Annotated in this window: 17 protein-coding genes; 3 read left to right on the top strand and 14 right to left on the bottom strand. The window is 64.0% G+C overall.

What is annotated here, in order from left to right; all coding sequences use genetic code 11:
* The first annotated feature begins 63 nt into the window (after positions 1-63).
* Entirely contained in the window at positions 64-3,015 is a 2,952-nt protein-coding gene (gene polA, locus FJ428_RS12925; RefSeq protein WP_181167294.1) for a DNA polymerase I, read from the top strand.
* 33 nt (positions 3,016-3,048) lie between these two features.
* On the opposite strand, the gene FJ428_RS12920 is transcribed toward polA, so the two are convergent.
* The 8 genes from FJ428_RS12920 to FJ428_RS12885 all read right to left on the bottom strand — a co-directional run bounded on the left by FJ428_RS12920 (position 3,049) and on the right by FJ428_RS12885 (position 11,013).
* Positions 3,049-3,453, bottom strand: coding sequence for a Fur family transcriptional regulator (locus FJ428_RS12920; protein WP_140500273.1), 405 nt, complete (start codon positions 3,451-3,453; stop codon positions 3,049-3,051).
* A 179-nt stretch (positions 3,454-3,632) separates the two neighbouring features.
* The gene (gene mgrA / locus FJ428_RS12915; protein ID WP_140879531.1) at positions 3,633-4,679 is read right to left on the bottom strand and encodes an L-glyceraldehyde 3-phosphate reductase; all 1,047 of its coding nucleotides are present in this window, start codon (positions 4,677-4,679) and stop codon (positions 3,633-3,635) included.
* 134 nt (positions 4,680-4,813) lie between these two features.
* Positions 4,814-5,956: a Gfo/Idh/MocA family oxidoreductase gene (locus FJ428_RS12910; RefSeq protein ID WP_140558368.1), complete on the bottom strand. Its 1,143-nt coding sequence runs from the start codon at positions 5,954-5,956 to the stop codon at positions 4,814-4,816.
* Positions 5,957-5,967: 11 nt separating this feature from the next.
* Positions 5,968-6,714, bottom strand: coding sequence for a sugar phosphate isomerase/epimerase (locus FJ428_RS12905; protein ID WP_140500279.1), 747 nt, complete (start codon positions 6,712-6,714; stop codon positions 5,968-5,970).
* Positions 6,715-6,753: 39 nt separating this feature from the next.
* Positions 6,754-7,854 (bottom strand): sn-glycerol-3-phosphate ABC transporter ATP-binding protein UgpC, encoded by a 1,101-nt coding sequence (gene ugpC / locus FJ428_RS12900; protein ID WP_181167289.1) that lies wholly within the window; start codon positions 7,852-7,854, stop codon positions 6,754-6,756.
* The gene (locus FJ428_RS12895) at positions 7,854-8,789 is read right to left on the bottom strand and encodes a carbohydrate ABC transporter permease (protein WP_140632901.1); all 936 of its coding nucleotides are present in this window, start codon (positions 8,787-8,789) and stop codon (positions 7,854-7,856) included. The genes ugpC and FJ428_RS12895 overlap by 1 nt, the downstream gene beginning before the upstream one ends.
* Positions 8,782-9,675, bottom strand: a complete 894-nt coding sequence (locus FJ428_RS12890; protein ID WP_140500283.1) for a sugar ABC transporter permease — start codon at positions 9,673-9,675, stop codon at positions 8,782-8,784. The genes FJ428_RS12895 and FJ428_RS12890 overlap by 8 nt, the downstream gene beginning before the upstream one ends.
* A 99-nt stretch (positions 9,676-9,774) precedes the next feature.
* Positions 9,775-11,013, bottom strand: a complete 1,239-nt coding sequence (locus FJ428_RS12885) for an ABC transporter substrate-binding protein (protein ID WP_140879530.1) — start codon at positions 11,011-11,013, stop codon at positions 9,775-9,777.
* Between the two features lie 403 nt (positions 11,014-11,416).
* Here FJ428_RS12885 and FJ428_RS12880 point away from each other — a divergent pair, with 403 nt between their 5' ends.
* On the top strand, positions 11,417-12,460 hold the full coding sequence (locus FJ428_RS12880; protein ID WP_140632898.1) for a LacI family transcriptional regulator: 1,044 nt from the start codon (positions 11,417-11,419) through the stop codon (positions 12,458-12,460).
* Between the two features lie 106 nt (positions 12,461-12,566).
* Here FJ428_RS12880 and gndA read toward each other — a convergent pair whose 3' ends face one another.
* From gndA to FJ428_RS12850, 6 genes are all read right to left on the bottom strand, one after another.
* On the bottom strand, positions 12,567-14,015 hold the full coding sequence (gene gndA / locus FJ428_RS12875; protein ID WP_281405850.1) for an NADP-dependent phosphogluconate dehydrogenase: 1,449 nt from the start codon (positions 14,013-14,015) through the stop codon (positions 12,567-12,569).
* Positions 14,016-14,130: 115 nt separating this feature from the next.
* The gene (locus FJ428_RS12870) at positions 14,131-15,765 is read right to left on the bottom strand and encodes a copper resistance CopC/CopD family protein (protein WP_140879529.1); all 1,635 of its coding nucleotides are present in this window, start codon (positions 15,763-15,765) and stop codon (positions 14,131-14,133) included.
* Between the two features lie 52 nt (positions 15,766-15,817).
* Positions 15,818-16,336 (bottom strand): YcnI family protein, encoded by a 519-nt coding sequence (locus FJ428_RS12865; RefSeq protein ID WP_140500293.1) that lies wholly within the window; start codon positions 16,334-16,336, stop codon positions 15,818-15,820.
* A gap of 34 nt (positions 16,337-16,370) precedes the next feature.
* Complete coding sequence (locus tag FJ428_RS12860) at positions 16,371-16,913, bottom strand: copper chaperone PCu(A)C (RefSeq protein WP_140816805.1); 543 nt, start codon at positions 16,911-16,913, stop codon at positions 16,371-16,373.
* 102 nt (positions 16,914-17,015) lie between these two features.
* Positions 17,016-17,372 carry a DUF2946 family protein gene (locus FJ428_RS12855; protein ID WP_140500463.1) on the bottom strand — a complete coding sequence of 119 codons (357 nt, stop codon included), beginning with the start codon at positions 17,370-17,372 and terminating at the stop codon, positions 17,016-17,018.
* Between the two features lie 138 nt (positions 17,373-17,510).
* Complete coding sequence (locus FJ428_RS12850) at positions 17,511-18,413, bottom strand: GntR family transcriptional regulator (protein WP_140500297.1); 903 nt, start codon at positions 18,411-18,413, stop codon at positions 17,511-17,513.
* 251 nt (positions 18,414-18,664) lie between these two features.
* On the opposite strand from FJ428_RS12850, the gene FJ428_RS12845 reads away from it, so the two are divergent.
* Positions 18,665-20,170, top strand: a complete 1,506-nt coding sequence (locus tag FJ428_RS12845) for an altronate dehydratase family protein (protein WP_140500299.1) — start codon at positions 18,665-18,667, stop codon at positions 20,168-20,170.
* Positions 20,171-20,279: the final 109 nt, after the last annotated feature.

Here is a 20,279-nt window from a genome sequence, read left to right as displayed (position 1 = left end):
GTGTTGCTGGAAGCGGTGCCTTTGGCATGGACCAAGCCGCTGCGCCGCGCTATCCCTGCCGGCATGAAAAAAGGCGATCATCTCTTTCTTGTCGACGGCTCCGGCTACATTTTTCGTGCCTATCACGCGCTGCCGCCGCTGACCCGCAAGTCCGACGGCCTGCCGGTCGGCGCCGTGTCCGGCTTCTGCAACATGTTGTGGAAGCTGATGCAGGATGCGCGCAACACCGATGTCGGCATCGTGCCGACGCATTTCGCGGTCATTTTCGACTATTCGTCGAAAACCTTCCGCAACGACCTCTATCCCGAATACAAGGCCAACCGTTCGGCGCCGCCGGAAGACCTGATCCCGCAATTCGGCCTCATCCGCCAGGCGACCAGGGCGTTCAACCTGCCCTGCCTTGAGATGGAAGGGTTCGAGGCCGACGACCTCATCGCCACCTATTGCCGTCTGGCCTGCGAGGCCGGCGGCGACACCACCATTATCTCCTCCGACAAGGACCTGATGCAGTTGGTCGGCCCGACGGTGAGCATGTACGATCCGATGAAGGATCGCCAGATCGGCATTCCCGAGGTCATCGAGAAATGGGGCGTGCCGCCGGAGAAGATGATCGACCTGCAGGCATTGACCGGCGATTCCGTCGACAATGTTCCCGGCGTGCCGGGTATCGGGCCGAAGACCGCGGCGCAACTGCTCGAACAGTTCGGCGACCTCGACGGACTGCTTGAGCGCGCCGGCGAGATCAAGCAGGAGAAACGACGCGAATCCATCATCGCCAATGCCGACAAGGCGCGCATCTCGCGCCAGCTGGTGACGTTGAAGAACGATGTGCCGGTGGCCGAGGGGCTGGACGAGTTCGTCCTGCACGCGCCGGACGGGCCGAAGCTGATCGGCTTCCTCAAGACCATGGAATTCTCTTCGCTGACCCGCCGCGTGGCGGAAACGACGGGAACCGAGGCAAGCGACGTGCAGGCGGTCGCGGTGACGGTCGAACGCGCTGATTTCGCGCATGGACCCGATGTCGGCGCCGGCGCGCCGGTCGCGCCCAGCGCCGAGGCGAAGCAGGACGGCGAGACGGCCCTGGAAGCAGGCGGCGGCACGAAGGAGGGCAACACCCCTTCGCTTCTGTCGGCGCTTCGCCTGGAGGCCGCCACCGCCCGCAAGATCGACATTTCGGCCTATCAATGCATCCGCGACGTCGCCAGCCTGAAGGCCTGGGTCGCCGAGGCGCTGGAGACCGGCATCGTCGCCTTCGATGCCCGCGCGACGTCGCCCGATCCGATGCAGGCCGAACTGATCGGCTTGTCGCTGGCGACGGCGCCAGGTCGCGCCGCCTATGTGCCGTTCGCCCACAGGAGCGGAAATGGCGACCTGCTCGGCGGTGGTCCGATCGACAACCAGATCCCGCTGCGCGAGGCGCTGGCCGTGCTGAAACCGCTGCTCGAGGACAAGTCTGTCCTCAAGATCGCGCAGAACCTGAAATACGATCTCGTCATCATGAGCCGCTACGGTATCGACGTCGGCCCTTTCGACGACACCATGCTGATCTCCTACGTGCTCGATGCCGGCACCTCGCATGGCCACGGCATGGACGCGCTTGCCGAGAAATGGCTGGGCCATAGTCCGCTTCGGCTGAAGGACGTGACCGGCTCCGGAAAGAATTCGGTCGGCTTCGACCAGGTCGATGTCGACAAGGCGACCGCCCATGCGGCCGAGGACGCCGATGTGACGCTCAGGCTCTGGCTGGTGCTGAAGCCGCGGCTCGCCGCCAAGGGCCTGGTGTCGGTCTATGAACGGCTGGAACGGCCGCTGGTGCCGGTGCTGGCGCGCATGGAACAGCGCGGCATCTCGGTCGACCGGCAGATCCTGTCGCGGCTGTCGGGCGAACTGGCGCAGGGCGCAGCCCGGCTCGAGGAAGAAATCTATCAGCTCGTCGGCGAGCGCATCAACATCGGCTCGCCCAAGCAGCTCGGCGACATCCTGTTCGGCCGCATGGGTCTGCCCGGCGGCTCCAAGACCAAGACCGGCCAATGGTCGACCTCGGCGCAACTTCTGGAAGACCTTGCCGCGGAAGGCCACGAACTGCCGCGCAAGATCGTCGACTGGCGCCAGCTGACCAAGCTGAAATCGACTTACACCGATGCGCTGCCCGGCTTCGTCAACCCGGACACCAAGCGGGTCCACACCTCCTACGCGCTCGCCGCGACGACGACGGGGCGCCTGTCATCCTCCGACCCGAACCTGCAGAACATCCCGGTGCGCACCGCCGAAGGCCGCAGGATCAGAACAGCCTTCATCGCCGACAAGGGCAACCGCCTGGTTTCGGCCGACTACAGCCAGATCGAATTGCGCGTGCTCGCCCATGTTGCCGAGATCCCGCAATTGCGGCAGGCCTTCGCCGACGGCGCCGACATCCACGCCATCACCGCCTCGGAAATGTTCAACGTGCCCGTGGAGGGCATGCCTTCGGAAGTGCGCCGCCGCGCCAAGGCGATCAATTTCGGCATCATCTACGGCATCTCGGCCTTCGGCCTCGCCAACCAGCTGTCGATCCCGCGCGAGGAGGCCAGCAACTACATCAAAAAATATTTCGAGCGCTTCCCCGGCATCCGCGACTATATCGAAGAGACCAAGGCCTATGCCCGCGAGCACGGTTTCGTCGAGACGATCTTCGGCCGCCGCATCCACTACCCCGAGATCCGGTCCTCCAATCCCTCGATCCGCGCCTTCAACGAGCGCGCCTCGATCAACGCGCGCCTGCAAGGCACCGCCGCCGACATCATCCGCCGCGCCATGGTGCGCATGGACGAGGCGCTGGAGAAGGCCAGGCTTTCGGCCCGCATGCTCTTGCAGGTGCATGACGAGCTGATCTTCGAGACGATCGAGGCGGAAGTCGAGGCGACGATCCCCGTCGTGCGCCATGTCATGGAGAACGCGGCCATGCCGGCGGTGTCCATGTCGGTGCCGCTGCATGTGGACGCTCGAGCGGCGAACAATTGGGACGAGGCGCACTAGCGCCAGCCGACATCACCTGAATATCAACACATTTCAGGCAGCTTGCGCCCGGCACTTGGCACAGGTCCCGCGGAACTCGATCACCGCCTTCTTGGCGGCAAAGCCGGTGGAGCGCACCCATTCGTCCAGCCGGTGACCGACATCATGGTCGGACATTTCGCTCACCTGGCCACATGTGTCGCAGATGGCGAAGGCGGTCATGGAATGGCTGTGATCGTGCGGTTCGACGCAGGCGACGAAGGAATTGAGGCTTTCCAGCCGATGCACGAAGCCGGACTTCACCAGCGTGTCGAGCGCGCGGTAGACCTGCAGGGGCGCGCGGAAACCCCGCTCGCGCAGTTGGTCAAGCAAGGTGTAGGCGCTGAGCGGCCCGCTGGCGGCCTCGAGTTTCTCGAGCACGCACAGCTGGTTCTTCGTCAGCACATCCCTTGCCGCCATGATCCTGTTTCCGACCTGCCTCGTGTCACATACGGGCCGTTTCCATATGCAAACGGCCGCCCCCGTTCAGATAGCGACGAACCGCTGTCTTTGCTACTCCTCTGTTGAAACGCGCTGGCGCGGCATTCCGCGAAGACAACGGCGGGAGGGCTCCCGCCGTCGTCTACCGGCTTCCATGCCTACTTCCTCGGCGGGCCGTTGCGCTCGGCCGAGGCTGCCCACAGATTGATGTCGGACTCGCGCGCGTAATTGTCGATCTCGGCAAGCTCGGCGTCGCTGAAGTCGGGCGCCTCCAGCGCGCCGACACAGTCCTCCACCTGCTCCGGCCGGCTGGCGCCGATCAGCGCCGATGTCACCTTGCCCTTGCGCAGCACCCACGCCAGCGCCATCTGCGCCAGCGTCTGGCCACGACGGCCCGCGATCGCGTTCAACGCCTGTATGTTGGCGATGGTCTTGTCGTTGATGAAGGCCGGCCGCAGCGACTTGCCCTGGGAGGCACGGCTGCCCTGGGGAATGCCGCCGAGATATTTGTCGGTCAGCATGCCCTGTGCCAGCGGCGAGAACACGATCGAGCCGACGCCCAGCCCATCAAGCGTATCGAGCAGGCCATCGTCCTCGACCCAGCGGTTCAGCATCGAATAACTCGGCTGATGGATTACGCAAGGCGTGCCGAGCCGCTTCAGTATATCGGCCGCCTCGCGCGTGCGCTGCGAATTGTAGGATGAGATGCCGACATAGAGCGCCTTGCCCGCGCGTACCGCATGGTCGAGCGCGCCCATCGTCTCCTCCAGCGGCGTATCCGGATCGAAGCGGTGCGAATAGAAGATGTCGACATAGTCGAGCCCCATCCGCTTCAGGCTCTGGTCGAGGCTGGCCAGCAAATATTTGCGTCCGCCCCATTGGCCGTAGGGCCCCGCCCACATCTCGTAGCCGGCCTTGGTCGAGATGATGAGTTCGTCGCGGTAGGCGGCGAAGTCGGTGCGCAGTATCTCACCGAAGGCAATCTCGGCCGAGCCGGGCGGCGGCCCGTAATTGTTGGCGAGGTCGAAATGCGTGATGCCGAGGTCGAAGGCCTTGCGCGCGATCGCCTGCTTGGTCCTGTGCGGCGTGTCGTTGCCGAAATTGTGCCACAGCCCCAGCGAGATCGCCGGCAGCTTCAGGCCGGACCGCCCGCAGCGGTTATGGACCATTTTTTCATAGCGGTTTTCGGCGGCGACATAGGGCATGGGGAAAATCCTCGAAGCTGGATGGACTGGGCACTGTCATCGCGAACGCGACGCGCAGGCCCTGCGCCCGAACCCTTACCCTCTCCCCGCGAAAACGGGGAGAGGGTTCATCAAAATTATCGATAATCCGCGATCTAGCTCTTCTTCGCCATCAGCGCCTTGGCTTCCTTGATGCCGAGCGCGGCTGGACGTTCGCAGGTGGTCTGCATGGCGACGAACTTGCCGGTTTCGCCCGAGCGCAGGATTCCCGTCATGACGTCGACGGCGTGCAGCGCCAGCTCCATCGAGCAGCGGTGCGGCCTGCCCTCGGAGATCGCAATCGCCATGTCGGCGAGGCCGGCGGTGCGATAATTGGCCATCATGCCCTGCGAATGCATCTCGTTGGGCACGCCGAACGGATGCTGCCATCTCGGCAGCTTCTTGACCGGCTTGGCCGCTTCGGTGAAGCGCACGTCGCCGCCGAAGAAGTTCGGATCCGGCACGAACACGCTCCCCATCTCGCCATAGAGCTCCATCGGCGCATGGCCGTGGCTCCAGACGTCCCAGCTGGTGTTGAGCGTGATCACGGCTCCGTTCTCGAACTCCAGCAGGCCGTGGATGGTGGTCGGCGTGTTGACCGGGATCCTTTCGCCCGCGCGCGGCTTCGAACTGATCGTGCGTTCCTTGGCCGGGGTTGTGGCGAAGGCCGCCACCTGCTTCACCGGTCCGATCAGCTGGATCAGATTGGTGATGTAATACGGCCCGATGTCGAGCACGGGGCCGGCGCCCGGCTGGAAGAAGAAGTCCGGATTGGGGTGCCAGTGCTCCATGCCGTGCCCCATGACATGGCAAGTGCCGCTGGTGATCCTGCCGAGCTTGCCGGTATCGATCAGGTTGCGCACCAACTGATGCGCGCCGCCGAAGAAGGTGTCGGGTGCCGAGCCGATGCGAAGTCCCTTCTTCTCCGCCCGCTTCTTCAAGTCGAGCCCCTCCTTGACCGAAAGCACGAAGGGCTTTTCCGAATAGACATGCTTGCCCGCGTCGAGCACCTGTTTCGACACTTCGTAGTGCACGGCCGGAATGGTCAGGTTGACGATGATGTCGATGTCGTCGGCCTTGAGCAGGTCCTCGACCGTCTCGGCGCGCAGCTTGAACTCCTTCGCCCGCGCTTTCGCGGCGTCCATGTTGATATCGGCGCAAGCCCGCATCTTGATGCCGCGAAACAGCGGCGCCAGCGAGAAATATGCCTTCGAGATGTTGCCGCAGCCGATGACGCCGACGCCAAGTTTGTTTGCCATGATGCTTGTTCCTAATAGGCCGTTACGGTTGCGATCGAACGGCGGGCGAAGCGCTCGATGTCATTGGGATTGTCCTGTTCCATGATGAAATATTTGGCCGCGCTCTTGGCCCGCAGCGCCTCGATCAGGCCGGCCCAGTCGATCGTGCCGTGGCCGACATCCGACCAGCCGTCCTCGTCCAGCCCCTCGCCCGGCCTTGCCATGTCCTTGACGTGAACGGCAACGATGCGCTTGCCGTGCCTTTCGATCCAGGGCAGCGGATCGGCGCCGCCGCGCACCACCCAGGCGACATCCATCTCCCAGCCGATGTCGGGCGCTGAAGCCAGGATGTGATCCTGTGGCAGCGAGCCGTCGGCGAGTTTTTTGAACTCGAAATCATGATTGTGCCAGGCAAAGCCGTAGCCGCCCTTCTTCGCCGTCTCGCCGACCTTGGCCAGGCGCTCGCCGAAGCCGCGCCAGCCGGCAGCGTCCGAAGGCCTGGACTCAGGCATGAGAAAGGGGCAGATCAAAAGCTTGATGCCGAGCGCTTCAGCTATCCTGCGCACGCCGTCGAAATCCTTCTCCAGCGCATCGATGGAGAAATGCCCGGTCGGCATGGCAAGGCCGTTTTTGTCGAGTTGAGCGCGGAAGGCCTTGGGATCGTCATAGACGCCGCCGAAGCCTTCAACCTCTGTGTAGCCGAGCTTGCCGAGCATCTCGAGCACGCCTTCCCAGGGCTGGAAATTGCGCGCGCTGTAAAGTTGGAATGACCAGTTCATCGTCTTTGTCCGTTCTGCTTGGGGGATGGTTATCGGGCTTTAGATGCGGCTGCCGGTTTGGGCATCGAAGAGCGAGGCGCGCATCGGGTCGAAGCCCACCGTCACCGCCTCATCGTTTTTGGGCGTCCGTTCCGAGGTGACCCGGACGCTGAAATTCTGCCTTGCAAGCTTCAGCCACACGAGCGTGTCGGACCCCATCGGTTCGACCACCTCGACATTGGCCGCCGTCGAGAATGGCCAGCCCGTGCCGCTGTTCAGGCTGACATGCTCGGGCCGGATGCCGAACACGGCAGGGCCGGCGTCCGGTTGCTTGTCGAATTGATAGGTGCCGAGTGGAACCTTGAGATTGTCGGCCACGAAAAACCAGTCGCCAGCGTCTTTCTCGAGCCTGCCGTCGATGAAGTTCATCGCCGGCGAGCCGAGGAAGCCGGCGACGAACCGGTTGACCGGTTTGTTATAGATGGTCTGCGGCGCGTCGAGCTGCTGGATGACGCCGCCGCGCATGACCGCTATACGGTCTGCCAGCGTCATCGCCTCGATCTGGTCATGCGTGACGTAGATCATGGTATTCTGCAATTTGCGGTGCAAAAGCTTGATCTCGACGCGCAGTTCGGAGCGCAGCTTGGCGTCCAGGTTCGACAGTGGCTCGTCGAACAGGAACACGTCGACGTCGCGCACCAGCGCGCGCCCGATCGCCACGCGTTGGCGCTGGCCGCCGGAGAGCGCCGCGGGCTTGCGCTGCAACAGCGGCTCGATCTGCAGGATCTCGGCGGCGCGCGCTATGCGCTTCGCGATCTCGTCCTTGGGCACGCCCGCGACGCGCAGCCCGAAGGATAAGTTCTTCTCCACCGTCATCTGCGGATAGAGTGCGTAGGACTGGAACACCATGCCGATGCCGCGGTCCTTGGGCTCTTCCCAGGTGACGTTCTTGCCCTTGATGAAGATGCGGCCGTCCGAAATGTCGAGCAGTCCGGCGATGCAGTTGAGCAAGGTCGACTTGCCGCAGCCCGAGGGTCCGAGCAGCACTATGAACTCGCCCTCGGCGACGTCGAGGTTGAGCGTCTGCAGCACCGAGACCAAGCCGAAGTTCAGCGACAGGTCCTGGATCGAAACGCTGGTGCCGTTTGCCGCCATCGACATCACCCTTTCACCGCGCCGGCGGCAATGCCGCGCACGAACAATTTGCCGGAAATGAAGTAGACGACCAGCGGCACCAGCCCGGTCAGGATGGTGGCGGCCATGTTGACATTGTATTCCTTCACCCCCTGCACCGAGTTGACGATGTTGTTGAGCTGCACCGTCATCGGATAGGTGTCGGGGCGCGTATAGACGACGCCGAACAGGAAGTCGTTCCAGATGCCGGTCACCTGCAGGATGACGGCGACGACGAAGATCGGCAGCGACATCGGCAACATGATGCGCAGATAGATGCCCCAGAAGCCGGCGCCGTCGACGCGCGCCGCCCGGAACAGTTCCTCCGGCATGGAGGTGAAATAGTTGCGGAACAAGAGCGTCAGGATCGGCATGCCGAAAATGGAATGCACGATCACCAGGCCGCTCAGGCTGCCATAGAGGCCGATCTCGCGCAGGATGATGACGATCGGATAGATCATCACCTGATAGGGGATGAAGGCCCCGACGATCAGGATGACGAAGAACGTGTCGGCGCCCTTGAAGCGCCAATTGGCCAGCGCGTAGCCGTTCACCGAGGCGATTGCGATCGACAGGATCACCGAGGGGACGGTGATGCGCACCGAGTTCCAGAAGCCGCGAGAGAGACCGTCGCAGTTGAGACCGGTGCAGGCCTGCGACCATGCCTTGACCCACGGCTCGAACGTGATCTCGACCGGCGGCGAGAAGATGTTGCCGAGACGAATTTCCGGCATGCCCTTGAGCGAGGTGACAACCATCACGTAGAGCGGCAGCAGGTAATAGAGCATCACCACGATGAGCGTGCCGTACAGGAAGATGTTGCGGCGCGACAACATGTGCCGGGGCTTCGGTCCGCTCGGCCCCGAGGCATCGGCGCGGATGGCGGCAGGGGACGCGGCCAGGGAGACGGCATGATCAGACACGCTTGCGGCCCCCGAATTCGAGATAGGCCCACGGCACGATGACGATCATCACCGACAAGAGCATCATGGTCGAGGCGGCAAAACCCTGGCCGAGGTTCTGGGCGAAGAACATGTAGTCGTAGACATATTTGGCTGGCACTTCAGAGGAAATGCCGGGACCGCCGCTGGTCTGCGCGACGACGAGGTCGTAGACCTTGACGATGCCCGACGCGATGATCACCAGCGTGGTTATGAAGACCGGCCGCATCATCGGGATGATGATGAAGAGATAGGTCTTCCAGGTGGGGATGCCGTCCACCCGCGCGGCCTTCCAGATGTCCTCGTCGATGCCGCGCAGGCCGGCCAGCATCAGGCACATGATCAGCCCGGTGCCTTGCCACAGCGCGGCGATCAATATGCCGTAGATGACGATGCTCGAATTGTAGAGCGGATCGAAATTGAAGCTTGTCCAGCCGAGGTCGCGAACCACTCCCTGAATGCCGAAATCGGGATTGAGCAGCCATTGCCAGACGAGGCCGGTGACGATGAAGGAGAGCGCGAAGGGATAGAGAAAGATGGTGCGGAACGTGTCCTCGAAACGGATCTTCTGGTCGAGCAGGGCGGCGAGCAGGAAGCCGATTACCAGCGAGAAGACGAGCGACAGCACGCCGTAGATCAAGAGATTCTCGATCGAGACGAGCCAGCGCGGCGTCGCCCACAGCCGGTAGTACTGGTCGAGCCCGACGAAATGCAGCCGCGGCAGAAGCTTCGAATTGGTGAAGGAATAAAGCACCGTCCAGGCCGTGCCGCCGACAAACACCACCAGCGCGGTGAGGATCATCGGGATCGAGGCGACCTTCGCGTTGAGATTGCGGAAGAGTTGGCTCGGGCGTTCGCTCTTGCTCATCGGTGCAGCCATGCTGGATCGGGTAAGGGCGGCAAGGTCGGCACGCCTCGCTCCCGGCCCTGCGGTGGCCGGGTCGGGAGCGAGGCGGCTCGTCGGCGGTCAATCGGCCGAGGCGATGATGTCGGCGAAGCGCTTCTGCGCCTCTTCAAGCGTCATGTCGGGCTTGGCGAAGAACTCCGAGAACAGGTCCTCCTTCTGCTTCTGGCTGTCCTGCGAGAGCAGTTGGTCCGTCCAGGGCATGACAGCGCCCTTGGCCAGGATGTTGAGCCCCTTCTTCATGCAATCATTGGCAGCGTTGAGGTCGACGTCGCCGCGCACCGGCAGCGAGCCTTTCTTGAGATTGAAGGCGACCTGGGTCTTGGGATCGAGCAAGGTCTCGGCCAGCACTTCCTGCGCCTTGGACTTGTCGGCGTCCTTGAGCAGCGGGAAGTAGAAGGCGTCGCCGCCGGTGGCGATGACCTCGTTCAGGCCAAGCCCGGGAAGGCAGGTATAGTCCTTGCCGGCGGTCTTGCCGGCGACCTGGAATTCGCCCTGCGCCCAGTCGCCCATGATCTGGCCGCCGGCCTTGCCGGTGATGACCATGTTGGTCGCCTGGTTCCAGTCCTGCACATTGGTGTTCTTGGCCATCTTGCGCGCATCGTCGGCCGCCTTGAAGACCTTGGCGACTTCGGGACCGGCGGCGAACGTCGCATCCTTGTCCTTGTAGACCTTGAGGAAGGTGTCCGTGCCGCCCACTGCGGCGAGCAGCACGTCGAATGCGCCCGATGCCTGCCAGGCCTGCCCGCCGACCGCGAGCGGGACGATGCCGGCCTTTTCCAGCGCCGGGGCGGCGGCGACATATTCGTTCCAGTTCTTCGGCACCGGCACGCCCGCCTTCTCGAAGGCCGCGTTCGACAGCCACAGCCACTGCCAGGAGTGAATATTGACCGGCACGCAATAGATCTTGCCGTCGATGGTACAACCGTCGAGCAGGCTCTTCGGCCGCACGACCTCGGTCCACTTGCCCTTGGTGGCGACATCGGTGAGGTCGCGCATCAGGCCTGCCTGCACCAGCTCTTCCGCCTGCCGGCCGTGATTGAACTGGGTGGCGCCCATCGGGTCGCCGCCGGTGATGCGGCTGATCATGATCGGCCGCGCCGTGCCGCCGGACCCGGCGATGGCGCCGTCGACCCAGTGGTTGCCGGTTGCGTCGAAGGCCTTGGCGAGTTCGGCGACCGCCGCGGCCTCGCCGCCGGATGTCCACCAATGGGTGACTTCCAGATCGGTTGCGGCCGCCGGCCCGGCAAAATTCAACGCCACCGTCGCCGCAAGCGCGGCGGTCAGGAATTTGTATCGCATTTCGGTTTCCTCCCAGAATCTGAAACGTTACAGATTTTCGATACGGCAATTGCAGGATATGCGCAACCCTTCCCTTGAAAGTCAGTTCGATATTTTTCGAGCCGCGAACAAAATCCTTTCGGGATGGAGCCCGTTGTGCAGCGCAATACACAAAATCGCACATGGCAAGGCAGAACGCTCGCAAGAAGCTTGCTCAAAAGGCCCTACCTAATGATTCCCAACGCTTTTCGGCGGCGAGCCCATGCGGACTTTCGACCTCGGCCACAGCCTGGTCGAACACCGGTCGTGACAATCTGTAACGTTTCAGTATAGGCTTGTTCAGCTAAGGAGACGCGCCATGGGAGCGACGGCGGCGATTGCCGGCCTGGCCGGCGGCTGCTAAGCGCCTGACGGGGCGGGATGAATGGACAGACGGCGCACGGACAGCGATGACGAGACGTCGGCCAGGGAGCGGCCGACGCTGAAGACGCTTGCCTTCATGACCGGGCTCGGCGTCACCACCGTGTCGCGGGCGCTGAAGGACGCGCCGGAGATCGGCGCCGAGACCAGGCGCCGCGTCCAGCTCGTGGCCAAGCAGATCGGTTACCGGCCGAACCGCGCCGGCGTGCGCCTGCGAACCGGCAAGACCAACGTCATCAGCCTCGTGCTCAACACCGAGCACGAGATCATGAGCTTTGTCTCGGACATCATCTACGGCGTCACCGAAGTCATCGCCGATACGCCCTACCATCTGATCGTCACGCCCTACTCGCGCTCACAGGATCCGCTGGATCCGGTGCGTTATCTCGTCGAGACCGGCTCCGCCGACGGCGTCATCATTTCGCGCACGCAGCCCAACGATCCAAGGGCCCGCTACATGCTGGAGCGCGGCATACCTTTTGCAACGCACGGCCGCACCGATATGGGGCTCGTGCACCCCTATCATGATTTCGACAATTACGCCTTCGCGGCCGAGGCGGTGCGCCATCTGGCCGGCCTGGGCCGGCGTCGGCTGGCCCTGGTGACGCCGCCGGTAGGCCTGACCTACCACGGCCACACCGTGAACGGCTTTGCCGACGCGCTGAGCGAAGTCGGCGCCTCGGAGGTGCCGTTCAACACCGTTTCGATCGACCACTCGATCGAGCAGATCAGGATGAGGACCGCGCAGCTGATGCGCCGCGACATCAGGCCGGACGGCATCGTCAGCAGCGCCGCGGCCGCCACGCTCGCCATTGTTGCCGGCGTCGAGGACGCCGGGTTGAAACTCGGCCGCGACATCGACGTGGTGTCGAAGCAGTCGTCGGAATTGCTGCATCTGTTCCGCCGGGAACTGCTGATCGTCAACGAGAACTTCCGGCTGGCCGGTTCCGAGCTCGCCCGCGCCGTGCTCGGCTGGATCGGCGGCGCGGCGCCCGGCTCGCTGCAGTCGCTCAGCGCGCCGGGCGAGGTTGTGGCTTATCGCGGCTGATTGAAGCCGCGCCGCCAGAGCAATTCCCGCGTAGCTTTCTCAAGGAAAATTGCGCAAAAACAGAGAGATAGAGCGGTTCGCCGTTTCCGCGAAATGCTGAACCGTTCTAGCCAGCCGCGCCGCTCCCCCAGGGTCCATGGAAGGCGCCCTTGTCGTCGATACGCTCGAAGCCGTGCGCTCCGAAGAAATCACGCTGTGCCTGGATCAGGTTCGAGGTCCCGCGGCCCTGGCGATAGCTGTCGAAATAGGCAAGGGCCGAAGAGAGCGCCGGCACCGGCGAACCGGCTTCTGAAGCCCTGGCCACGACACGCCGCAGTGACGGATGCGCCTCCTGCATCATGGTGATGAAGGCCGGCGCCATCAGGAGATTGGTCGAAGCGCCGCCGCTGCCGAAAGCTTCGGCCATGGTGTCGAGCATCTGCGATCGGATGATGCAGCCGGCACGCCAGATCTTGGCGATGGTCGGCATCGGCAGGTTCCAGTTGAACGCCTTCGAAGCGCCGCTCATCACCGCGAAACCTTGCGCGTAGGCTGATATCTTGCCGGCGAACAGCGCCAGTTCCAAATCCTTGAGCAGGTCTGCCTTGTCGCCCGAAATCCTGGTGACGCCGATGTTGCCATAGGCTTTTTCCGCCGCAAGCCGCTCGTCCTTGATCGACGACAGGACGCGTGCCGCCACCGCCGCCTCGATGGCGGTCGCCGGAATGCCGAGTTGCTGTGCCTCGATGACCGACCATTTGCCGGTGCCCTTCTGGCCGGCGCGGTCGAGGATGATGTCGACCACCGGCTTGCCGGTCTTGGGATCATCTGACGCCAGCACCTTGGCGGTGATCTCGATCAGGTAGGAGTTGAGCCGGCCCTTGTTCCAGCCGGCGAATACGGCGCCGATCTCCTTCGGCCCCATGCCCAGGCCGTCGCGCAGGATGCCGTAGATCTCGCCGATCATCTGCATGTCGGCATATTCGATGCCGTTGTGAATGGTCTTGACGAAATGGCCGGCGCCGTCGGTGCCGAGCCAGGCCGCGCATGGCTCGTCCTTGAACTTGGCGGAGATTGCCGTCAGCACCTTCTCGACGCGCTTCCAGGACTCTTCGGTGCCGCCGACCATGATCGACGGCCCGTGGCGCGCACCCTCCTCGCCGCCGGACACGCCCATGCCGATGAAGGTGAGGCCGGAGCCCGCCAGCTCGGAAAAGCGCCGCATCGTGTCGCGGAAATTGGCGTTGCCGGCATCGATGACGATGTCATTATGGGACAGCACGCCGCGCAATGCGGCGATCTGTTCATCGACCGGCTTGCCGGCCAGCACCATGATGATGATCGGACGCGGCGGCCGGATCGCGGCGGCAAGTTCTTCCAGGCTGTAGCAGGGGACAACCATATCCCTGAGCGCGCCGGCATTCTCGACAAAGGCATCCGTACGCGCCTTGGTGCGATTGAAAACAGCGATGCGGTGCCCGTGCTCGGCGATGTTGAGCGCCAGGTTGGAGCCCATCGTGCCAAGGCCGATCAGGCCGATTTCGGCTTTTTCCATGTTTCTTCCCTGCTTTCGGATCTTGTTTGTTCGAGCCCGCGATTGCCCGGGTTTTTGCCAAGATGCATCCTGCCAGGATGATTGACGGGCCTTCAGGCTCGCGTCAACCGCCTCGCCGAATTGTGTTGGACAGCCATCACGGCCTGATGTCTACCGGCGCCTCGATCTTCACCATCTCGAAGTCGGAGACCAGTATGTCGATGCGCGCCGTCCACCGGCCAGGGACCGGGATGACGAGATCGTCGACACGCCAGCTGCCGTCGCCGGGCTTTGTCGCGGCCCGCTTCAGCGGCTCGATGCCGGAGTCCGGCTTCGACAGCACCAGCGTCACCTCCTTGGCGTCGAGCGGCCCGAAATCGCCGGTCATGATGATCATCGAGGCGGCGACCGGCCCGGCATGGCCGGGCGTGATGCTGAGGTCGGCCATCGCCTTCAGCGCGTGGATATGAACCGACACCGGCTGCGCCGCGGCAATCGCCAGCGCCCGCGGCGGCGGCGTGAAGCGCCAGCCGGCGGCAACACCGAAGATGGCGAGCACGATCAGTATTTCGACGCCGATCGAACGGGTGAGCCTGCGCCGCACTTCCGTCGCCCCCGCCTCGGCCATTGCCGTCAATCTCCAGCGGTTGACGGCGGCGAGCGTGAACAGGAAGACCAGCAGCGCAAGCTTGACCAGCAGCAGCCGGCCATAGGCGGTGTTGACCAGCGCTGCGGGTGTTTGCACCTGGATGACGGCCAGCACCACGCCCGCGGCGGCGAGCAAGGCCACCACCGGCATGATAGCGGCGGAGAACCGGCGAAGGAACGTGACCGCTTCGGCATCCTGCCGTTTCAGCGCGAGTCCGAGCGGCGCCAGCGCACCGGCCCAGAAGGCAATGCCGGCGCCGTGCAGGAACACCATCGGCCGCGTCAGCCATTGTGGCTCGGCGGCACTCGCGTGGCCGCTGGCGGCGAGCGCGAGGCCCGTTCCGGCCAGGCCGGCGAGCGCGAGGGGCCTGGCGGCCGCGCGCGGTCCGGCCAGCGACAAAAGGCCGAGCCCCAGCGCGATCAACGCGATCAACACCGTCCAGCCGAAGCTGGTGCCGAGACCGGCGGTCCAGATGGCCGGCTGCGCCATATGCGAGAGCGGTGCGCCGAGCGCATCCAGCCCTTGAAAGCCAAGCGACATGGGTGCCGCGACCAGCCCGCACAGGATTGCGGCAGCAACGAAGCGCTGTCCGGCGCGGCCACCCCGCGCCAGCCAGGCGAGAGCGAAGGCGCCGCCGACGCCGAGGAACAGGCCGATATAGAGGCAGACCTTGCCGATCCAGATCGCCGAGCGCAATTGCCAGTCGACGGCTTCGGAAACAGCCGGCGGCTGGCTCGCCGCGCCGATGGAAAACAGCAGAGAGCCGCCGACCGGATGACCGTCGGCGGAAATCACTCGCCAGCTCAGCACATGCGTGCCCGATCCAAGTGCCTGCGGATCGTCGATCACGACGGTCTGGTCGCTGAGGCGGAAGGACGTCAGCGGAACGGGCGTGCCGTCGGGCTTCACCAGCGTCAGCACCAGTGGCGAGACCGGTTCGCTGAAAGTCAGCGCGAATTGCGCCGGGGCCTGCGACAGCACGGCGCCGTCGGCCGGATCGGTCTTGATCAGCGCGGCGTGCGCAAAGGCCTGATTTGTCGTGGCCACGGCAATCAGCATGGCCAAGGTCAGCAGCCCTATGGCAGCTCGGCCGATGAGCTTGCCGGTCGCGCGAACCGTCCTGGAAGGGAATATCACCGTCATGTCATTGCCATAAATGCGGCGCGCTCCGGACAATGGAGCGCACCGCGAGAGCTTACTTTTTCGGCGTGAGCTCGATGCCGGGCGCGGGGTTCTCCAGGGCGTCTTCGTCCTGCCCCGCCGCCGGGATTTCGATCCAGCGGTCGGCGGCGCCATCGCACTCCTGCACCACCGGGAAATAGAGTTTCTGACCCGCCGGGAGGTCTGCCGTCAGCATCGCACGGAAGACGAACTCGTCGTAGAATTCGTCCGGCAGATTGCCGCCGCTCCAATCGACCTCCTTGACGCCGTCGGCCACCGCCTGGCCGTAGAGCTGGTAGGATTTCTCGTACTTGCCCTTCTTGGTCTGCAGCGTCCAGCCGGGCTTCGGCATCGGCTTCACCGCGATCACCCCTTCCGGGATCTGCACGCGCACGGCGGTCGTCGCCTTGCCGTCACAGCCATGCGGCACCCGCAGGATGGCCTTGTAGGTCGAACCGACCGCCGCTTCCTGTGTTTCGAGCGTGACATGCGCAAAGGCGGCACTGGTCCCCAGCGCCAGAAGCGCGCCGGCCGACAGAAGATACTTGTTCATGATGGTCCCTCTGAATTCAATATGGATGGCGCGGTCAATTGGCGTGGTCGTCCATGCCACCGCCCATGCCTTCGACAGCGAACTCGACGTTGACGGCGCCAGCCTTTTCGAAGGTCAGCGTGGCTGCGAATTCTTCGCCCTGCTTGGGTTGCCGCTTCAGGCCGATGAACATCAGGTGATAGCCGCCGGGCGCCAGCGCCACCTTGCCGCCGGCCGGGATTTCCAGGCCTCCCGTCACCGGCCGCATGGTCATGACGCCGTCCTTGACGCCCATTTCATGCAGCTCTGCTTTTTCGGAGACGTCGGAGGAAATCGACAGCAGCCGGTCGGGTGCATTGCCCTTGTTGGTGATGGTGAAATAGCCGCCGGCCACCTTGGCGCCTGTAGGTGTCGCGCGCGACCAGGGATGCTCGATTTCGAGATCGCCGGCCTTGAATTCATGCGCGCAGACGGCCTGGGCACCGAAGAACAAGAGCACAAACGCCAGCACGGCAAGGCCGACACGTTCATTGAAACGGCGCGGGAATTTGGTGCGGCCGCCCGAAGGAGGCGCCGCGATATGAAAAGCTTGGGACATGGTTTGCTCCATGAATAGGGGATCGCGCCGTTGGCCGGTCGCGAACGATTCGTTCTTTGGATGAAAGCACCGGCGGAAGGTTCCGCCGAGCGTACAGCAGGCTCAGGCCGAAAGCGGCGGCGCGCGCGGGTTCGACGGCGACCGCTGGCGCGCGAAATTGAGATGCGTGGCCGCCGGAAAGATGAAAACGACGGCTTCGAACGAAAGCGAGGCCAGCGCAAGCCCGGCATCGGGTGGCGGCGCAAAGGCCGCTGAAACCATGCTGCAGCCCAGCATGCAGCATGCCGGCAGATGCGACGGATGCGGGCCGCCATCGGGAAGCTGGGCAGTGCCCTCGTGGGTGCAGATGACGTTGCCGAAGGCGTCGATTTGCGAGGCGGCCGGTCCGGTGGCGAAGGCGAATGCGCTCAGCGTCGACTGAAGCAGCAGCAGGTAGGCCGCGACAAGCGCGACCGGAATGCTCCACCGTCTCCCCTTTTTGGTCAAATGACTTGCCTGTTCAAACCATCTGCATCTTCAAGCGATCACCGGAAGATGTCTACCACGGCAGCAAGAGACGGAAAATCGGCAAATCGGTGCTGCGGCAACGCGGCGCGATCAGGGCCTCTGTGGATGCCGGCTCTCGGGGATCGAGGTCAGCAGCGTCTGGCGCGCCGACTTCAAATGCTTGCGGCAGGCGGCATCGACCTTGCCCAGGTCGCGTGATTTGAGCGCCGCGATATAGGCCAGATGCTCGCCGATCGCGATTTCGTTGCGCTCGCGCTCCTGCGCCTTGTTCCACTGGTAGTGGTAATGGAAGATCATGGCGATGACATCATAGAAATCGACGATGAAGCGGTTGTGCGAGGCGCGGTGGATCAGCCGATGGAAGCGCTCGTCGAGCTCCGAGAACTCGTTGAAGCGCGTGGCGATGTCACGGGCGAGGCCGCGGTGTTCCTCTTCGAGATTGTCGAGATCGGCCCACACCGCGCTGTCCTGCGGCAGTGCGGTGAACGCCGATGCCGAGCGCAGCTCGAACATCTCGCGGATTTCCGTCAACTCCAGCGCGAAGGCGCGGGTGAAACCCTTCAGCACCCAATGGCTGTTACGGCGCTTCTCGATCAGGCCGAAGCGGGAGAAGCGGATCAGGAACTCGCGCACGCTGGTGGTGCCGACGCCGATCTCGCGCGCCAGTTCGAGCTCGTTGATCTGCATGCCGGCCTCGGCGCCGCCGGCGAGCAGCCTGCGCATGAACGACCGCTCGATGATCTCGGCCAGTGTGTCGGTCTCTTCCTCGGGAAAGAAATCATCGGGGCGCGTTTCACGCAGCACCGTCTTGGCGCGCTTGTTCCAGGCGATCAGTCCGGTTTCTTCCATGCGCGCAAGGATGCTGCGCACCGTGGTGCGGCTGACGCCGAGCAGCGTACCCAGTTCCGGTTCCGAAGGCAGGCTGCGCGTCTCGTCGAGCAGCCTGAGGCACCTGTTATAGGCATCCTTGTAGACGTTGTTGCTCTTCGACATGCCCTGACCCATCGCTGGCCGGCGCTTGCGGCGGCCGGCTTGAAGCGCAATATGACGTTCCTATCACCTTCGAAAGCGGAATCGCTTTGCCGAGGGCTCGCTTACCGGTTGCAGCGCCGCTACTCATCCAGCCGCACAGGAACTGCCGGAAAAAACAATTGACGCAAAACTGTTTTTTCACGATAAAAGACATTAACTCTTAACAAGCGCGTGTCAATCCGCGCCTCCCAGGATCACCCCAGGAAACGCCCGTGAACGCCTCCAACTCAATTCTTCTGTCCCCAGCCGACAATGTCGCGGTCGCCAACGGCCGCATCGAGACCGGCACCGCGCTGCCCGGCGGCGCGCTTGCCGCCGCCGTCATCGAGCCCGGCCACAAGGTGGCGATCAAGCCGATTCCCGCCGGGTCCGCCGTGGTCAAATATGCCCAGGCGATTGGCCGCGCCACGCAGGACATCGCGCCCGGCGAGCATGTCCATTCGCACAATCTGGTGTTCGAGGCCGGCCGCCTGCCGGTGGTGCCGCCAAGCGAGGCCGAGCATGCGACCGAGGCCGACCGCGCCCGCACCTTCATGGGTTATCGCCGCGCCGACGGCCGCGCCGGCACGCGCAACTTCATCGGCATCATCGCCAGCGTCAACTGTTCGGCCACCGTCTGCCACGCCATCGCCGACGCAGCCAACCGCACGCTGCTGCCAAAATATCCCGGCATCGACGGCTTCGTCCCGATCGTCCACGGCCAGGGCTGCGGCATGAGCGCCACCGGCGACGGGATGATGGTGCTGCACCGCACATTGGCCGGCTATGCCCGCCATCCCAATTTCGGCGGTGTGCTGATGGTCGGGCTCGGCTGCGAGGTCAACCAGCTCACGCTGTACGGCCAGAAGGGTGCGGCCGCCGGTAAACGCCATTTCAACATCCAGGATGCCGGCGGGTCGCGCAAATCGGTCGAAAAGGCGATGGGCGTGCTGGCCGAGATCGCCGAGGAAGTCGGCCAGCTCAAGCGCGAACCCATCCCGGTCAGCGAGATCGTCGTCGGCCTGCAATGCGGCGGCTCCGATGGCATGTCAGGCATCACAGCCAATCCGGCGCTGGGCGCTGCCGTAGACATCCTGGCCGGCGTCGGCGGCATCGGTATTCTCTCCGAGACGACGGAAATCTACGGCGCCGAACATCTGCTCGCCTATCGCGCCGCGACGCCCGAGATCGCCAAGAAGCTCGACGGCTACGTCAAGTGGTGGGAGGACCACGTCGCCAAGCACGGCGCCTCGATCGACAACAACCCCTCGCCCGGCAACAAGCGCGGCGGCCTCACCACCATCCTGGAGAAATCGCTGGGCGCGGTAGCCAAGGGCGGCCAGACGCCGCTCAACGGCGTCTTCGGCTATGCCGAAAAGGTCACCGGCAGCGGGCTGGTGTTCATGGACACGCCCGGCTACGACCCGGTGTCCGCCACCGGCCAGGTGGCGGGCGGCGCCAACATCATCGTCTTCACCACCGGCCGCGGCTCCTGCTTCGGCTGCCGGCCGACGCCGTCGATCAAGGTCGCCACCAACTCGACCATGTATCATCAGATGGAAGAGGACATGGACGTCAATTGCGGCGTCATCGCCTCCGGCGAGAAGACCATCGCCGGCATGGGCCGCGAGATCTTCGAACTGATCGTCGAGACGGCCTCCGGCCGCAAGACCAAGAGCGAGGATTTCGGCTACGGCGACAACGAGTTCGTGCCCTGGCATCTCGGCGCGACGCTCTAGCTCTTTGAAGTCGCGCAGTCCGGAAAGTGGCCACGAACTTTCCTGGAATGCTGCGGCTTGAGGTCTTGGAATCTGCCGCGCCGGATAATGGCGGGCAACGGGGAGGTTG

Origin of the sequence: Mesorhizobium sp. B2-8-1 (assembly GCF_006440955.1) — a bacterium.
Classification (GTDB): domain Bacteria; phylum Pseudomonadota; class Alphaproteobacteria; order Rhizobiales; family Rhizobiaceae; genus Mesorhizobium.
The sequence above is the reverse complement of the archived record's forward strand: the minus strand, read 5'-3'. Positions and strand labels throughout refer to the sequence as shown.

Bases quoted from the DNA above. Each gene is read 5' to 3' on its own strand.
- FJ428_RS12865 (WP_140500293.1), bottom strand. From the start codon at position 16,336: ATGAACAAGTATCTTCTGTCGGCCGGCGCGCTTCTGGCGCTGGGGACC.
- FJ428_RS12850 (WP_140500297.1), bottom strand. From the start codon at position 18,413: ATGTCGAAGAGCAACAACGTCTACAAGGATGCCTATAACAGGTGCCTC.
- FJ428_RS12880 (WP_140632898.1), top strand. From the start codon at position 11,417: ATGGACAGACGGCGCACGGACAGCGATGACGAGACGTCGGCCAGGGAG.
- mgrA (WP_140879531.1), bottom strand. From the start codon at position 4,679: ATGCCCTATGTCGCCGCCGAAAACCGCTATGAAAAAATGGTCCATAAC.
- FJ428_RS12890 (WP_140500283.1), bottom strand. From the start codon at position 9,675: ATGAGCAAGAGCGAACGCCCGAGCCAACTCTTCCGCAATCTCAACGCG.
- FJ428_RS12910 (WP_140558368.1), bottom strand. From the start codon at position 5,956: ATGGCAAACAAACTTGGCGTCGGCGTCATCGGCTGCGGCAACATCTCG.
- FJ428_RS12920 (WP_140500273.1), bottom strand. From the start codon at position 3,453: ATGGCGGCAAGGGATGTGCTGACGAAGAACCAGCTGTGCGTGCTCGAG.
- FJ428_RS12905 (WP_140500279.1), bottom strand. From the start codon at position 6,714: ATGAACTGGTCATTCCAACTTTACAGCGCGCGCAATTTCCAGCCCTGG.
- FJ428_RS12885 (WP_140879530.1), bottom strand. From the start codon at position 11,013: ATGCGATACAAATTCCTGACCGCCGCGCTTGCGGCGACGGTGGCGTTG.
- ugpC (WP_181167289.1), bottom strand. From the start codon at position 7,854: ATGTCGATGGCGGCAAACGGCACCAGCGTTTCGATCCAGGACCTGTCG.
- FJ428_RS12860 (WP_140816805.1), bottom strand. From the start codon at position 16,913: ATGTCCCAAGCTTTTCATATCGCGGCGCCTCCTTCGGGCGGCCGCACC.
- polA (WP_181167294.1), top strand. From the start codon at position 64: ATGAAAAAAGGCGATCATCTCTTTCTTGTCGACGGCTCCGGCTACATT.
- FJ428_RS12870 (WP_140879529.1), bottom strand. From the start codon at position 15,765: ATGACGGTGATATTCCCTTCCAGGACGGTTCGCGCGACCGGCAAGCTC.